General features: G+C 70.3%; 13 protein-coding genes. 5 read left to right on the forward strand and 8 right to left on the reverse strand.

What is annotated here, in order from left to right; translation table 11 throughout:
- Nucleotides 1-349: 349 nt before the first annotated feature.
- Entirely contained in the window at nt 350-1,018 is a 669-nt protein-coding gene (locus tag LIP_RS09555; protein ID WP_158509620.1) for an HAD family hydrolase, read from the forward strand.
- A gap of 23 nt (nt 1,019-1,041) precedes the next feature.
- Here LIP_RS09555 and LIP_RS20040 read toward each other — a convergent pair whose 3' ends face one another.
- Nucleotides 1,042-4,527, reverse strand: a complete 3,486-nt coding sequence (locus LIP_RS20040; RefSeq protein WP_068137383.1) for an ATP-binding protein — start codon at nt 4,525-4,527, stop codon at nt 1,042-1,044.
- Nucleotides 4,524-5,828, reverse strand: a complete 1,305-nt coding sequence (locus LIP_RS09565) for a DNA repair exonuclease (protein WP_068137386.1) — start codon at nt 5,826-5,828, stop codon at nt 4,524-4,526. The genes LIP_RS20040 and LIP_RS09565 overlap by 4 nt, the downstream gene beginning before the upstream one ends.
- Before the next feature lie 458 nt (nt 5,829-6,286).
- On the opposite strand from LIP_RS09565, the gene LIP_RS09570 reads away from it, so the two are divergent.
- The gene (locus LIP_RS09570; protein ID WP_068137389.1) at nt 6,287-7,117 is read left to right on the forward strand and encodes a Wzz/FepE/Etk N-terminal domain-containing protein; all 831 of its coding nucleotides are present in this window, start codon (nt 6,287-6,289) and stop codon (nt 7,115-7,117) included.
- Here the strand turns inward: LIP_RS09570 and LIP_RS09575 are convergent.
- Nucleotides 7,107-8,351 (reverse strand): lipid-A-disaccharide synthase-related protein, encoded by a 1,245-nt coding sequence (locus tag LIP_RS09575; RefSeq protein ID WP_158509621.1) that lies wholly within the window; start codon nt 8,349-8,351, stop codon nt 7,107-7,109. The genes LIP_RS09570 and LIP_RS09575 overlap by 11 nt on opposite strands.
- 280 nt (nt 8,352-8,631) lie before the next feature.
- Here LIP_RS09575 and LIP_RS18935 point away from each other — a divergent pair, with 280 nt between their 5' ends.
- The 3 genes from LIP_RS18935 (at nt 8,632) to LIP_RS09585 (ending at nt 9,598) form a co-directional block, all read left to right on the forward strand.
- Nucleotides 8,632-8,805: a hypothetical protein gene (locus LIP_RS18935; RefSeq protein WP_158509622.1), complete on the forward strand. Its 174-nt coding sequence runs from the start codon at nt 8,632-8,634 to the stop codon at nt 8,803-8,805.
- Nucleotides 8,806-9,061: 256 nt separating this feature from the next.
- On the forward strand, nt 9,062-9,247 hold the full coding sequence (locus LIP_RS09580) for a hypothetical protein (RefSeq protein ID WP_068137395.1): 186 nt from the start codon (nt 9,062-9,064) through the stop codon (nt 9,245-9,247).
- Nucleotides 9,248-9,316: 69 nt separating this feature from the next.
- Nucleotides 9,317-9,598 (forward strand): spore coat protein, encoded by a 282-nt coding sequence (locus LIP_RS09585; protein ID WP_068137398.1) that lies wholly within the window; start codon nt 9,317-9,319, stop codon nt 9,596-9,598.
- 168 nt (nt 9,599-9,766) lie between these two features.
- Here the strand turns inward: LIP_RS09585 and LIP_RS09590 are convergent, their stop codons facing one another.
- The 5 genes from LIP_RS09590 to LIP_RS09610 all read right to left on the reverse strand — a co-directional run bounded on the left by LIP_RS09590 (nt 9,767) and on the right by LIP_RS09610 (nt 15,538).
- The gene (locus LIP_RS09590; protein ID WP_068137401.1) at nt 9,767-10,684 is read right to left on the reverse strand and encodes an ABC transporter permease; all 918 of its coding nucleotides are present in this window, start codon (nt 10,682-10,684) and stop codon (nt 9,767-9,769) included.
- Nucleotides 10,668-11,717, reverse strand: coding sequence for an ABC transporter permease (locus LIP_RS09595; RefSeq protein ID WP_158509623.1), 1,050 nt, complete (start codon nt 11,715-11,717; stop codon nt 10,668-10,670). Before LIP_RS09595 ends, LIP_RS09590 begins: the two co-directional genes overlap by 17 nt.
- A gap of 83 nt (nt 11,718-11,800) precedes the next feature.
- Nucleotides 11,801-13,402: an ABC transporter ATP-binding protein gene (locus tag LIP_RS09600; RefSeq protein WP_068137409.1), complete on the reverse strand. Its 1,602-nt coding sequence runs from the start codon at nt 13,400-13,402 to the stop codon at nt 11,801-11,803.
- Nucleotides 13,403-13,404: 2 nt separating this feature from the next.
- Entirely contained in the window at nt 13,405-14,433 is a 1,029-nt protein-coding gene (locus LIP_RS09605; RefSeq protein ID WP_068137413.1) for a carbohydrate kinase family protein, read from the reverse strand.
- Nucleotides 14,426-15,538 carry an ADP-ribosylglycohydrolase family protein gene (locus LIP_RS09610; protein WP_068137417.1) on the reverse strand — a complete coding sequence of 371 codons (1,113 nt, stop codon included), beginning with the start codon at nt 15,536-15,538 and terminating at the stop codon, nt 14,426-14,428. The genes LIP_RS09605 and LIP_RS09610 overlap by 8 nt, the downstream gene beginning before the upstream one ends.
- Nucleotides 15,539-15,559 lie beyond the last annotated feature (21 nt).

Raw genomic sequence — 15,559 nt, forward strand, 5'->3', positions numbered from 1 at the left:
GGTCGTCCCATACCCGGGCATGAGGGGTCGTTCCGCACCCCGAGGAGCCGGCTGCAAGAGAGCCGGCTCCTTTCCGTTGGGCCCGGGCTGCGCCCGCTCCTCACCCCCCAACTGGCCGGGGCCTACGCGGTGAAGACCCCCAAGACGCTCACCCGCGACCTGAACGCCCTGGTTCGGGCGGGCCTTCTTCTCCGGGCGGTTCCCATCGCCGCCTGCATGTGCTATCCTGCCAGAAGGCGGACACCGGAGGTCGCCTGCGGAAGGCCCGGGACCGCCTCGGGCAGGCTCCGACCCGCACCGGAAAGAAGCAGCGGCCCCGATGCCCACATCTCCCTCGGAGGCGATGGTCTTGCCAGCGGCAATCTTCGACATGGACGGCGTCCTCATCATCAGCAACCCCGCCCACCTGCAGGCGTGGAAGGAGTACGGCGGGCGGCATGGCCTCGAGATCTCCGACGAGATGTACTACCGTGCGTTTTCCGGCCGGCGGAACGACGAGGGGCTGGAGGAACTCTTCCCTGGCCGATTCACCCGCGAAGAGCGGCTGCAGCTCTCCGAGGCGAAGGAAGCCTACTACCGGGAGCACTTCGCCCCCAAGCTTCAGCCCGTGCCGGGGGTGGTGGAGCTGGTCCGGGCCCTGGCGGACCGGCGCGTGCCCCTGGCCCTGGCCACTTCGGGACCGCGGGAGAACGCGGAACTGATCCTCCGGCAGCTGGGTCTCCGGGACCTCTTCGGGGTGCTGGTGGCCGGCTTCGACGTACCGGCGGCCAAGCCGGATCCCGCCATCTTCTTGGAGGCAGCCCGGCAGCTCGGCACCCCGCCTGCGGAGTGCGTCGTCTTCGAGGACAGCCCGGCGGGCGTGGAGGCGGCCTCCCGCGCCGGCGCGCGCTGCGTGGCCGTGACCACCAGCGACCGGGCCGAGACCCTCCGCGACCGGGGCGCCCACCTGGTCGTGGACGACTTCACCCACCTGGACGTCGACGGGTTGCTGGGATCCAATGGAGTCCTGCCTCGCTGAGCAGCGTGGATGAAGGCCGGGGCCTACCTTCCCGGCACCGCGGACCGGGCACCCGTTCCCGTCCGGATCAGCCGCTCCACGTGCTCCTGGGTCAGGAGACCTTGCCGGAGCTCACCCGCCACCGCCCCGAGCACCCGAGCGCGGACCTCCTCGGGCGCGAGCGGCTCCAGATCGTCCAGGTACCCCTGCTGCTCCAGGTGTTCGCGCAACTGATCGATGCTGCTCTGGCGAAACCGGGGGAGGGCACCCCGCTCCAGGGATTCCACGAGGAGGCGTGCATCGCCGCCATACTGCCGGGCCAACTCGGCCACGCGCGGCAGGAAGGTTCGGCTCACGGCCCCTGAGGCCGCCAGGGCGCCGGCATCCACCGGCCGGCCGCGTCCGATCCGCCACGCCTGCAGGGTCGCCTCCAGCGCCCGGGCGGCGGCGAACGCCTGCCTGTAGATCCGGAGACCGTCCTCGCCCAGAAGGGCCTCGCTTCCCGGCTCCCCCAGGGTGTGCAGCGGGCCCCAGCGCTCGAGACCGTGGCGCAGCACACGGTAGAGGTCGCCGGCGGCGTCCAAGAGGTGCCACAGGTGGACGTGGCCCAGGTCGCTGGCGTAGGGGTCGATGCCGGGCACCTGCAGGAGCCGCCCGTACTCGGCGTAGGATCGGTCGCCGGGGGCAGGCACGGGGCGCGCCTCCAGGGCAGGTTCTTCAGGCAGGGGCCATCGCGTCGCCTCCTGCCCCCGGCGGAGGGCCGCCAGGTCCAGGAAGGCATGGGGTACGTCGCTCCCCCGGAGGACCGACCGCCACTTGGCCACCTCGTCCATCTGCGCGGTGAAGTAGACGATCTGCCGTCCCTCGCAGGCCAGGGCCACCACTGCGTCCATCACCGCCCGGGCGCGTTCGTCGTCGCTGTTGGCCAGCACCTCGTCGAAGACCAGCGGCAGCCGCACGCCGTGCTCCTGGGTCTCCACGAAGGCCACCCGCACCGCCAGCAGGAGCTGTACCCGGGTGCCGCTGGAGAGCTCTTCCAGCGAGCGGCCCTCGCCTGTCTCGCTTTCCACCGCCCGGAAGGCGGGACCCTCGCCGTCCTGCAGCTCCAGCCGGTACCTCCCGGCCGTGATCCGAGCGAAGACGTCCCGTGCCCTGTGGAACACCTGGGGACGCTCGCTGTCGCGGCTCAATTCCTGAACCGCGCTCGCCAGCACCCGCCCCAGCGCCATCCGAGCCTCCTGGCGGAAGAGCGCCCGCACCTGATCCCGCGCCTCCTCGTACCGGGCCAGGGCCTCCTCCAGGGCGTGCTGCTTCTTCGCCTGCTCCACCAGCGCCTCGATGCTGTGGATCTCCTTCGTGGCCTCTTCCAGGTGCTCCGCCGCGGCCGCGACCTCTTGCCGTGCCTGCTTCAGCTCTTCCCTGGGGCGGCCGGCCCACGGGACGATGCTCTCGCCGCTTCCCGGTTCGAGCTCCTGCACCCGGCGCCGGGCAAAGTCCCAGTCGCTCTGGAGACTCCGGTACTCCTCCAGCCGCTCGACCCACCGCCGTATCTGAGCCTCGTCGCCGAGATCGGCCGCATTCAACCCGAGCCTGGCAAAGACGGCTGCCCGCTCCTCCGCCACCCTCTGCGCCTGGTTCTTGGCCTGCTCCAGCTTCTCCTGAGCCTGGTCCGCGGCGTGCCGGGCGGCCTCCCATGCCTCCCGCCGCCGCCCCAGATCGTCGAGGGCAGCCACCGCGGCCTCCACCCCCCGGGGCTCTGCGTACCCGAAGGGCCGGAGGGCGGCGCCGAGAGCCGTCAAAAGGCGCTCTCTCTCCCGGCGCGACGCCTCGAGCGCCGCCTCGGCCTCCCGCACCTTCCGCTCCGCGGTTTGCCAGGAGCCGATGCGCTCCACCAGCCAGACCCATTCGTCGAAACCGGCTCCGGGCGGCAGCCCCACCCGGGCCGCCAGGCTCGCCCGCTCCGTGTCGAGCTCGGCCTGGCGGGCACCGAGGGTCGCCAGCTTCTGCAGCACCTCGGAACGCCGCGTCTTCCGATCCCTCGCCGCCTCGGCCTCGACCGCCTCCCGCTGGAGCACCTCCAGGCGGGCGGTCACGCCCTCCTCGCTCCAGACCTGGGGGCCCGCCAGATCGAGCCTTTCGAACTCCTGCCGGTGCAGGCTCCGCAGGTCCGGCGCCCGGCGCAGGAGCAGGGCGAGGAGGCCCCATCCCGTAGCCAGCCCCAGGAGCAGAGCGAGCAGCGCTGCAACCGGCGGCCCCCCCACCGCCACGAACCCGCCCGCCCCGACCAGGAGGGCGACGGCTACGGAGGTCATGGCCGTCCGGCGCATGCGCGACACCGTCCCGGGATCCGGCCCCCGCAGCCACCCCGAGAGGGAACGCATCCCCTGCCACAGCCGGTCCGGGTCCGGCGGTTCGGTTTCGTCGCCCAGCCGGCCGAGCTCCTCCTCCACCGAGGCACGCTCGCCCCAGAGCTTCGCCTCGGTCCGAGCATGCTTGCCCAGCTCCTGCAGGCCAGGGAGTGCCAGGGTCGCGAGGCGGTTCCGTACGACGGCGCCGCCCAGGCTTCGCTCCTCGGCCGCGAGGACCGCCTTGGCCTCGGCCTGGCGCCGCTCGGCGTCCCGGCAGGTCCGGTCCAGCTCCCGCAGCCTGTCGAGGGTCTCCCGGAAGGCGCTCAGCTGCTCGTACCGGAGGCCGTCGCCTGGGAGGTTCGCCCCGGACAGCCGCAGGCGGGCTTCCTCCAGGCTCGCTTCCGCCTGCCGCCGGGCCTGTTCCGCTGCTTCCGCCTGCTCCCGGAGACGATCCAGACGCTCCTTCTCGTCGCCCACCAGGCGACCCATCCACTCGGGGAAGGCTTTCATCTGACCCGTGAGCGCCGCCTTGGCATCCCGGGCGTCGGCCAGCTCGAGGGCACGATCCAGCGCCTGCGCCCCGCCCACGGCTGCAGCCGCCTTCTCCTGCTCGCTCCGGAGCCGGGCCAGCATCAGCTCCTGCGCCCGCAGGTCCTCCTGCACGCGCCGGGCTTCATCCACTTGCTTCCGGGCGCTGCGGAGCGCGTCCCCCACCGCCTGCCGGCCCGAGACCCTGCCGTTGAACCCCAGGCGGGCTGCGGCGGCGGCCACGTCGTAGCCGCCGGCGGACTCGCGGGCGATCTGCTCCGCGAAGCTCCTGTCGTCGGCTTGAAGGAGCTCGGTCAGAGAAAGGCGGTACCGGTCCCGGGCGATGCCCGGCGGGAAAGCCGGCGGCTCCGCGGGCAGACCGTCCCGCTGGCAGGCGCGACGGGTCGTGTCCAGATCTACCGTCCAGCGGGCGCCGTCGAGGAGGTAGCGCCCGAAGAGCGAGGCCTCTGGCTGGACGGCATCGTCCGGCCAGAGGATCGACTCGATGGCGCGGGCGGTGGTGGTCTTCCCCGCGCCGTTGGGCCCGTAGACGACGTTGACACCCGGCGAGAGCCCGTCGACGGTGAAGCCGGCGCGCCGGAAGCCCGGGGTGCGGCGGACCTCGATCCGTTCCAGCGCCAGGTGCCCGCTCACGGTGCCGCGCCATCCGCCTTCTGGGCCAAGAGCTCGTCCAGCAGCAGGAGGCCCTGGCGTTCGATCTCCCCCGCCAGATCCTGGTCGGACGCGGCGAGGTCCGCCAGCAGCTCGTCCCGAGGGATCTCGCGGTAGGGCAGCCGGCTCGCGAGGGTCTCGAGCTCCTGCCGGGCCCGGTCCAGCACCTGCCGCACCGGATCCGCTCCCGGGGAGCGCAGGCCCCGGAGGAGCCCCGCGAGCGAGGCCGGCGGGCCCGAGGCCCCGGACAGTTGAGCCAGGTCCCACATGGGGCGCGTCTCCACGCGCACCTCGTCCAGGGTGGCGGTCGCCGAACCGTGGGGAACCGCCAGGTCCTCCATGGCCGCACGCAGGTGCTCTTCGAGCCGGCGGTGGGCCGGGGTGCGGCCCGTCAGCCGCACCCGGCAGACCAGGTGCCGCAGGGCCCCACCCGTCTCGGGCGCCACCTGGCCGAGGCGGAAGCGAAGGGCCTCGGCCAGGCGGCGGTCCACCTCGTCCTCGCCTCGAGCCCCCGCCACGTCGACCTCGAGGACCTCGTAGCGCACCCGGGAGAGGGGCACCTGCCGGGCCGCCACCCGTCCCCCGGAGGTCACCTCGAGCAGCCAGGGGCCGTGCGGGCCGGGCTCCTTGGGGCTCAACGCCAGGGGTGAGCCCGGGTAGAGGATGCCCGCCTTCCCCGGCTCTCCGTGGAGCGCCGGCGCGTGGACGTGGCCCAGCATCCAGAAGGAGGCCGGCAGCCGCCGCAAGTCCGCAGCCTCCACCGGGGCGTAGGGGCTTCCGGGTTGATCCAGGTCCCCGTGCAGGACCCCGAGGAGCACGCCGTCCCCGGGAGACGGGAGGTCGTAGGCGGCCAGGGGATCGCGGGGGTACCGCTCCGAGGGGAAGGACCAGCCGTCCAGGTGAACGACCTGGTCACCGGCAGCCAGGGTGAGCCGCTCCCAGCGCTCCTCCCTCCCCAGCAGTCGGAACCGGTCCGGCTTGAAGCTCTCGGCCAGCCTGGGGAGCACGTCGAAGTCGTGGTTGCCGGCCACGGCCACCACCGGGACGCCCTGCGCCGCCAGCGCGCCGATGCCCTGCTCCAGCGGCCCGAAGGCTTCGAAGTAGCGGTTGTCCCGATCGACCACGTCCCCGGTGAGGACCACCAGGTCCACCCGGCGCTCGATGGCCAGCCCAACCACGTCCCACCACGCCTGGGCCGCGGAGAGGTCGCCCGGGTTCGCCCTCGCGGGAACCCGCGTCGCCCGGCGTCCGATGTGGATGTCCCCCGTGCAGAGGATTCTCATGAACCGGCTCCCTCACGGCTGCACCGCTGGCCATCCTGGCGCAGCGACCGCGCCCGCAGAGCGGCGGAAGCGGCCAAGGTCAACGGTCCATCCCTTCGTGGGCGCGGGCCTGAGGTCCTTCCATCCGGGTGGACAGGCGGCCGCTCGCAGGATCCTCGAGAGGATGGCGCCATCTCTCGGCAGCTCTGGCAGGACCGCAGAACACCGGGGCATTTTCCTCAGCCTGGGCTACCGGCTGTGACGTCGCTGTCTGCCCACGTTCCGGGTTCTGTTCATCGTCCCCCGCGGCTTCCCCCTGGCTGGAACCGCTCAACACCCCTGCCTCCCTTGCCGACAGTAGCGGTAGCAGTGATACAGTGGTCGTGCAAGATTCCGAGCGCGTGCCGTGTCGCACCGCGCCGGCGGTTCGGCGTGTCTGGGCGATGGGCACAAGGTTCGGTGTCGAGGGGGAACCCGGAATGGCGCAAGAGGCGCCTCTACCCACGTCTTACGACGACGAGATCGACCTGCGGGCCCTGGTGGAGGTCCTTCTGCGGCGAAGGTCCCTCATCCTCGGCCTGGTGGCGGTGGCCGTAGCAACGGCCGCCGCGCTGAGCTACTTCGTGCTGCCCCCGGTCTACGAGTCGGAGGTACGCCTCTTCCTACCCCGCATCGACGAGGACCTGAGCATGACCCCCGAGCAGTACGCTCGCTTCGCCGTGAGCGAGCCGGTGCTCGAACCCGTGCGGACCTCGCTGGCCCCCAACGTGCCCATCCAGGCCTTCGCTAAGCGGTTCTCCGTGAAACTGGACGGAGGCGCCACCGTTCTCGAGGTGAGGGCGTCCGCCCCTACGGCGGAAGAGAGCCGCCGGTTGACCGCCCGTTGGCTCGACGCGTTCACCGCCGGCGTCCGGGAGCGCGTGGAACGCCGGCTGAACCAGGCCCTCGCCGAAGCCGAGGCGAACGTGGCGTCCATGCGAGCCGGCCTGGAAGCCGTGGGGGATGCGCTAGCCCTCGAGACCGGCCAGCGCGACCTGGCCCTGGAGATCGCCTCAGCGGCGGCCTACGGCCAGGAGTACGGCACCGCGCTGCGGGAGCGCGGCCGGCTGCTGGAGATCCAGGCGAACCTGCCCTCGCGCCTGCGCCCCGAGATGCTCCTCTCCCCCGCGCTGCCCACTGCACCGTCGTCGCCTCGCAAGCTCCTGAACCTGACGGTGGCGGCGGTGCTGGCGGGAATGATCGGCGTCTTCCTGGCCTTCGGCATCGAGTGGTGGAAGGGATCTGCCCCTGGCCCCAGCCCTACGCAGTGAGCACTTGGCCGCGCAGGAGCCTGTCCACCACCCGTCGGGCAATGGCCTCGCTCGCTCCCGGCGGGCCCATGCGCTGCCGCCCGGCCGCCGCCATCCGGCGGTAGCGGGCCGGGTCCTGCAGGATCGCGAGGGCTTCCTCGGCCAGGGCGGCCGGGCTCGCTTCGGTCACGGCCAGGGCTTCTCCCAGCAGCCGTTGCTGCGCAGCCAGGAAGGAGCGTGTCACCTGGGTGCCTGGGCTCGGGCAGGAGACCACCGGCCTGCCGAGCCCCACCGCCTGCTCGACCGCCGTGCCCGCCTGACCGATGGCCAGCGTGGCCAGGTGGATCAGCTCCGCGAAGGCACCCACGAAGAGGGAAAGCTCCAGACCCTCGGGCCCTTGCAGCACGACCCCAGGCGCCGCCAGGTGACCCGCTTCCCGCACCCGCCAACCCACCCGAGCCAGCGCCGGGCGCAGGCCTTCCACCGGTTGCCATGGAGCCCACGCCACCGCCCCCCGGACGCGCCCGCCTGTCCGGTGGTACAGGAGGCGCAGGGCCTCCAGCTGGTCCGGCAGGTTGCGGACGGCATCCTGGCGGCTTCCCGGTAACAGCACGATCAGGGGCATCTGCCCGTCCAAGGACTCGGCACCCAGGGCTGCCTGCATCCGGCCGAGCAGGGTCCGGTCCGGCGCCAGGTCGTCCATCATGGGGTTTCCCACGTACTCGCTGGCGATCCCCGCCAGGCGGAGGAGGTTCCGCGTCTCGGGGTCCCGCACGAAGGCCTGAACGTCCCCACGGCGCAGAGGGCGCCACCAGCCGGGATGCACCGGATACCCGCTCGGGCCGGCACTGTGCACCGAGTAGGCGATGGCCGCCCAGCTCATGGGCTTCTTGAGGATGAAGCGGTTGAGGTAGACGCTGAAGAGGTCGCCCACGCCGAGGACGGCGTCCCACTCGTCCCGGTGACGGCGGAGGTAGGCCATCTGGCGAAGGAGGAGGCGGGGCCACCCGGCCCGCAGGTCCATCAGCGTGTTCTTCAAGCTCAAGTAGGCGAAGCCGCCACTGGGAAGTTCGCCCTGCACGCCCACCACGTGGATGCCCGCCCGCCGGTAGGCGTCGCCCGCGCCGATGGTGGGAAACGCCACGATGCGGAGCCGCTCGCCGGCACGGGTCCCGATGCGCTGCGCGAGACGCCGGCCCACTACGTCCTCCCCGTGGCCGTTGCTCAGAATCAGGAGGGTTTTCGTCGGTTTCACGCCCAGACTGCCCCCGTCGGCCCGCGCGTTCACGCGTTCAGGCCCGGTCTCAGGCTCGATCCGCCCCGTACCTCCATTCGGCTCGCGGCACGGTCATCCTTTAGACGGGAGGTTCTTCACCCCCCGAGGCCGAACGGTGGCTTCGGTGCCGCGCTGTGCCGTGTCCAGGCCCGTCGAAAAGCGAGGCGGTTCGTGTCCATGATCCTCGTCGTCGGCCCCAACCTGTCGGTCGACCGGACCCTCGACGTTCCGGGCTTCCAAACCGGGCGGATCTTCCGGAGTGGCCGCCCTGGGGCACGGCCTGCACCAGGGGTTACCGCTCCCGGAGCTGCTTGCCTCGGCGGTGGCCGCCGGAACCAGCGACGTGACCACCTTTGGTGGCGGCGTGGTGACGCCGGACGGGGTGAGCGAGGTGCGGGCCCGGGTGACCGTGCGGCTGTGGCAGCGCGGCTGAGCCCTGACTTCCGATCGCGCCGGCGCCTTCAGCTTCCCCAGCTGTGCGTGTCTTTCCGGCCGCTGCGCTGTCCGCTTCCTGCTGGTAGTACCCCAAGGCTCTGCCGCCTGCCATAGCCATCGGTCGGCCTCTCGCCAGTCGATGCCATCCGTTCCAGACGTTTTCTCGCGCCTGCTCCGTGGGAGGTGATCTCCCCCGGCCCCGAAGGGAGAGACTCACTCCTGGCACCACGAGACCACCAGGAGGAGTGAAGCAGATGGCGCACGTGACGGCGATCGAGCTCCAATCGCTCCGGCATCTTCTGGGTGAGGAAACGCTCGGAATGGCCAAGCTTGGAACCTACGCCCAGAACTGCCAGGATCCCCAGCTCAAGTCCCAGTTCCAGAAGCTGCTGAACGAATGCCAGCAGGAGGGCCAGAAGCTCCTGCAGATCCTGGGCTAGACCGGGGCCGCACCCCAACGGTCGGAGAGCTCCGTGCGAGGAGTTACAGACGAGGAGGGCACAGAAGAGATGTTGCAGGACAAAGAGATGGCCGCCGACATCCAGGACATGCTGAAGCACCAGACGGTCGCCTTCACGCGGGCGGCCATCGAATCCTCGGACCCGAACATCCGCCAGGCGTTCGTTCAGATGCGATCCGCCAAGGAGCGGGCCCACTGGGAGATGTACCAGCTCAACGAGCAGAAGGGCTGGTACCTGCCCGCCGGCCCCGCGGACCACGCCGAGGTGAACCGGGTGAAGGGCTTCTTCCAGAGCGCCCTCGACCAGACGGCCCAGCCGGCTCTACGGTAACCCTGCGGGCCCGGGCGCGCTCCGCGCCCGGGCCTCGCGCCTGGTGAAGAAGGGCCTTCTCATCCGCCGAGCCCGAGGTGAGTACGCCACCTACCACCCGCTCTTCACCGAGTTCCTTCGCAAAGAGACGCGCCGAAGCTCGAATCCGTCTCCAGGAAGGCGCCCCACCTATCGCGCGGTCTGCGTCCTCGCCCAGCCTGAACGACGCCTCAGAGCAACGATGGCCAATGAGATCACCGTGGCGGCGTATGGGATCATCAGCACCAACTGAGTGGGTACTCCAAGACCCTGGAGACGGATGGCCAGCGCTTCAGCGAACCCGAAGACCAGTGAAGCCAGAAGGATCCCCACCGGCGTCGAGCGCCCGAAGAGGATGGCTGCCAGGGCGATGAACCCCCGGCCCGCCGTCATGTTCTGGCTGAACATGCCCAGCGAGCTCAGGGAGAGCCATGCCCCCGCGATGCCTGAGAAGAGGCCGCTCATCAAGATACCAGCCAGCTGGTAGAAGCGAGGGTTCACGCCCGCGGCCTCAGCAGCAGGTGTATACTCCCCTACCGATCGCAGACGGAGGCCGAAACGGGTGCGGTAGAGGAGCCCGTGAACGAGCGGAACCGAGAGGAAAGCCAGGTAGAAGACCGCGTTGTTGCCCTCCAGCATCCTCCCCACCAGGGGGAACCGCTCCACACCGGGCAGGTGGACCTGCGGGAGCAAGGCGATGCGCCCCGATTGGAAGAGCCCGCGCACATCGAAGAGCGCCTGGAGCAGGACCACCGTAAGCCCACCCATCAGAAGATTGAGTGCGATGCCCGCCATGATCGGATCCGCTCTCAGCTCCATGGTGAACACGGCGAAGAGGAGACCCACCAGCAACCCCGCCAGTAACCCGCCGACCAGACCGAAGAAGGGCGACCCGGTCCAGAAGTCCATCGCGACCGCCGCGAAAGCCCCCATGAGCATCATGGCTTCGAGGGCCACGTTGAAGATGTTCACTCGGTCCGTGAAGAGGCCACCCTGCGCAGCGAGCAGCACAGGGACGGCCAGGCGCAACCCCGCCGCCAGGAATGAGGCGTCAAGCACCTCCCACATGCCGGTCGCCCCCTCTCCTGAATCGGCGCACCAGGTCGATCAGCGCCCGCGAGCTGACGAAGAGCAGGATGACAGCCTGGAGCACGATGGCTACGTTGCGGTCCACGTCCGTGAGGCGCTCCACCGCGAAGAAGCCATTCTTCAGCACGGCCAAGAAAAGGCCTGCCGCAATCATCCCCAGGGGGTCCGTCCGGCCGAGCAGGGCGACGAGGATACCGTCGAATCCCAGGCCGGTCGAGAAGCGTGAAACGAACCTTCGGTTGGTCCCCAGCACCTCCAGCCCTCCGGCCAACCCAGCGATCGCCCCGCTCAGCAGGAAGACGGCCAGCGCGACCCGCCGCACCCGAACGCCAGCGTACTCGGCGAACGGTTCGCTGGCACCGACGGCCTCCACTTCATATCCCCAGACGGTCCGCCGGAGGACCGCGAACACGAGTACAGCCACCAGGACGGAGCCGACGATGCCCCAACTCAATGGGTACCTGGGCACCACCCGAGCTATGGCCGCCGTCTCCGCAATCCGCGGCGTGGCGATCTCCACCGCGGTCGTGGCTCCTCCGGAAAAGTAGGTCGCCAGGACCAAGAACTCGGTCAGGAGCACCCCCATGTAGTTGAACATGAGGGTGGTGACGATCTCGTTCACCCGCAGGTACACTCGAAGCAGGGCCGGGACAAGCGCGAAGGCGGCGCCACCCAGCAGCGAGGCCAGGAGCGCCAGCGGCACGTGCACCGAAGCGGGTGCCGAGACGTGAACACCCACCAGCGCCGCACAGAACGCGCCGGCGTAGATCTGCCCCTCGCCACCCATGTTGAGGAGGCCGGCCCTGTACGCCACGGATACGGCCAGCCCCGAGAGGATCAGCGGCGTGGCCCAGCGGAGGGTGGTGAGCAGGTTGCCTGTGGTGCCGAAGGCCCCCCACCAGAGGTAGCTCAGAACCTCCCGGGCGTCCCCTCCGAGCCCTTCGACCAAGGACCCGCCCAGAAGGAGGGCCGCAAGAACAGGGATGGCCAGCCCCAGGATCTCGACGCCCACGCCGCGCCATCTGTCCCGGGCGAGCACGCGCGAAGTCTCGCCCGCCGGTCGCGCCGGAGCTGAAGACGACGACGAGAACCCGCTCACTCGTGACCACCCCCGGCCATGAGCAACCCGATCTCCTCCTCCGACGTCTCCTCCGGGCGTCTCTCCCCCACGAGCCGCCCTTCGAAGAGCACCAGCACCCGGTGGCTCAGGGCAAGGACTTCGCCGAGGTCCTGCGAGACCAGGAGGACGCCGCATCCTCCTGCCGCCGTTTCCAGCAAGATCCGACGAATGAACTCCACAGCACCGATGTCGACACCCTGGGTAGGATCCTCCGCCAGCAGCACTCGCGGGCGCGTGGCGATCTCACGACCCACGACCAGCTTCTGAAGGTTCCCGCCCGACAGGGTCTGCACCGGAGCATCGGCTCCCGGCGCCCGGACCTGATACGCGTCCATCAGGTCCTCGGCCAGGGTGCGCGCCCGTCGCATCCTGAGCCAACCCGCACGTTGAAGGTGCTTCGTGCGATACTGGCATGCCATGGCGTTCCGCAGCACGCTGAGGGCGGGGGCGGCGCCCCTTCCCCTCCGGTCCTGGGGAATGTAGGCCAGCCCCTTCTGCCTGCGCTCACGCACTCCGAGGCGGGTCAGATCCACCCCGTCCAGCACCACCTGGCCCTGCGCGATGGGACGCAGGCCCGCCACCGCCTCCACGAGTTCCTGCTGCCCGTTGCGGGCGACCGCGGCGACACCCACGATCTCACCAGGCCTGATCGAGAGGCTCAGCGGTCCCACCTGCCCGCCCTTTCCCCGACCGGGCACGATGAGATCCGCGACCTCCAACCCCGCAGCCGCGCCTCCTGGTCTGGGCCCGGCGGCGCCTTCGTCTGTGTCTTCCTCCCGCCGCGCGTCCGTAGCATCCGGCCGAGGCCCCGCGCTCCGCCTCGGTAGGTGAATCTCCCTCCCCACCATGAGGCGGGCCAGCTCCCGCTCGGACGTCTCCGCCGCCCGCACGGTACCGGTCACCCGGCCGTCTCGGAGGACGGTGATCGTGCCTGCCAGATCCAACACCTCGCGCAGCTTGTGGGAGATCAGGATCACCGTGCGACCCTGCCGGACCATGCGCCGGATCGCCGTGAAGAGTGCCGCCGTCTCCTGTGGCGTCAGCACCGACGTCGGTTCGTCGAAGATCATCACGCGCGCCTCGCGCAGGAGGCACTTGAGCACCTCAACCTGCTGCTGCATCGCCACCGGGAGGGAGCCGACGGCGGACCGCAGGTCCACACCGAAGGCGAGCTCTTCCGCGTGGCGCGTGATCCGCTCGCGGGCCTCCCGCCGCCTGAGCCACCCTGCGACGCCGACGTCTTCGTTACCCAGGAGGAGGTTGTCCAGCACCGAGAGCGACGGTACCAACATGAAGTGCTGGTGAACCATTCCGATGCCTGCCTGGGCGGCCTCTGCGGCCGAACGGAACCGGCGGCGCTTCCCGAAGATGTGGATCTCGCCCGCATCGGGCTGGAGGATGCCCGCCAGGATGTGCATGAGCGTCGACTTACCGGCGCCGTTCTCGCCTACCAGGGCGTGAATCTCTCCCTGATTGGCGCTGAAGTCCACCCGATCGTTGGCCAGCACGCTGGGGAAACGCTTGACAATACCCTGCATCGCTACGGCGGGCACGTCACCCGGAGGCCACTCGGGCATCCTCACATCCCCCGTTCCGCCAACATCGCGTCGACCGCGCTCCGCCGGGGGAGCGACCTCCACGCGCCCTTCCCCGCTACCGTCAGGCTGGCCGTCGCCGAGGCAAAGCGGGCCGCGTCCCGCCGCCCCCTACCTTCCAGGAAGGCAGCGATCCACGCTGCATCGAAGCTGTCGCCTGCACCGCTGGTGTCGCAGACGTTCGTCGGAAAGGCCGGCTGGCTGAACACCTCGCCACCTGCGAAAACCATGCATCCCTCCACCCCGAGCTTCACCGTCCAGCAGGCCACCAGCGGGTAAGCACCGGCCAAGCGTTCGATCACAGCCTCCACGGGAGGCCGCCCCGAGCCTCCGGGCGGCATTCCCGAGATCCAGAAGACCTCTCGCTCGTTCAGGAGCACCTCATCGCTCACGGCCAGGAGGGCAGCCATCCTGGCGGCCTGGTCCGGTGGCAGGGCATTCCCGGGAATCCGCACGTTGGGGTCCATGAAGACGCGGCAACCGCTGCTGCGCGCTATCTCAGCCGCTCGCAGTCCGGCCGCGGTCAAGGCGTCGGCAAAGGCTAGCACCCCGTCGAGGAAGAGGGCCCGAGCTCCGGCCAGCAGCGCCGGCTCCATATCCGCTTCCGCGAGCTGCCCGTCGGCCGATCCCTGTCGGAAGGAGAAGCTCCTCATCTCTCCCCGCCCGTTCCCATCGTACAGAACCAAGACCACCGCCGTCGGCGAGCCGGAAACGACGAAACCTTCCGGAAGGGTCACACTCTCCTCGCGAAGGGCGCTTGCCAGCAGGTCACCCAACGGGTCCGCGCCGATCTTGCCCAGGAGGATGGACGGGTGACCCAGGCGTGCAGCGCCGGTCGCCACGTTGATCGCAGGCCCGCCCGGCGCCACGTCCAGCGACGAACCGGCGCTGTGGCCCCCAGGGATTGGGAACCGCTCCACGTGGGCCACCATGTCCACCACTGGCACGCCCACCACCGCTACCGCGGGCGGGTGCCCAGCCGGCGACAGCCCCAGGCGCCCAACCTCATGCATCGGGAACACCTCCTGGCCGCACGGACCCAGCAGTACGGGACATCGTGGCCCGTCGGACCAGCCCATCGGCTACCCTGGCCAGGGAGACCTCGTTCGCCCGTTCGAACGCGCGCACCAACTCCTGGGGGAAGGCCGCAACGCCGTGCAACGCGCCGGCCACCCCTCCGACGATGGACGCCAGCGAGTCCGTATCCCCACCTGCGTTCGCCGCCAGCACGACAGCCTCGTAGGGATCACCCTCGGCGATCCGCAGGATCCCCGCCACCAAAGGCACCGTCTCGATCATCAGCGCGCCGGTTCCGATGGCACGGGCCAGCCTGTCCCGGCGCTCACGGGGACTGCCTTTCAGCGAAGCGGCCAGATCCAGGGCCCATTCCAGCCGGAGCGCCAAGGAAGGGTTGATTTGCCCGGAGATGACCTCCCACGGTACCCGCCCGTCCGTTGCGACCTCGATGACCTCTCGGGCCCTCTCCTCCCCGCGACGGGCACCCCACAGCATCGCCTCGAAGACCTCGTCCAGAGTCGATGCCTGGAGGGCACGGGCCACCCCGCTCGCGACGGCCGTAGAGCCCGCCACGGCCACGTCGGTGAGATGGGTGGGGGCACAGACCTCCACCACCGCGTCGAGGACGTCCTCAGGCGCCCCCGGATAGACGCAGCCCACGGGCGCTATTCGGATCGCCGCCCCGTTGGTGTTGCCTCGAAGCCCGGTGCGATATGGGTCTTCACCCGCCCTTAGCAGCTTCAAGGCGTGGTTGGTGCTGGGGCCCATCCGGTCCAAGCTGTCGAGGTCCATCTCCGCCGCCCAGCCCAAGAGCGCCTCGGCCACGTCCCGCGCCGTGAAGACAGCCTTCTGAGTCACCAGCCGTGCTATGGCCAATGTCTGCTCCGTATCGTCGGTCATCCGTCCCGCCGCAAGCTGGGCGAGTGGGTGCCACGCTGGCGCGGCTTGAAAGGTACGAACTTCACCGAAGAGCTGCCGGATCTGAGCTGCGGAGAGGAACTCCGTCGGCATGCCCAGGGCATCGCCCACGCCCACCCCCGTCAGGCATCCCAGGATCCGCGAGGAGAGGGCCTGGTCGTCGACCTGTTGCTGGCTCGTCAATGCGTTCCCTCTTTCCTTCCG

It is taken from the genome of Limnochorda pilosa (genome assembly GCF_001544015.1).
In the GTDB taxonomy this organism is placed as follows: domain Bacteria; phylum Bacillota; class Limnochordia; order Limnochordales; family Limnochordaceae; genus Limnochorda; species Limnochorda pilosa.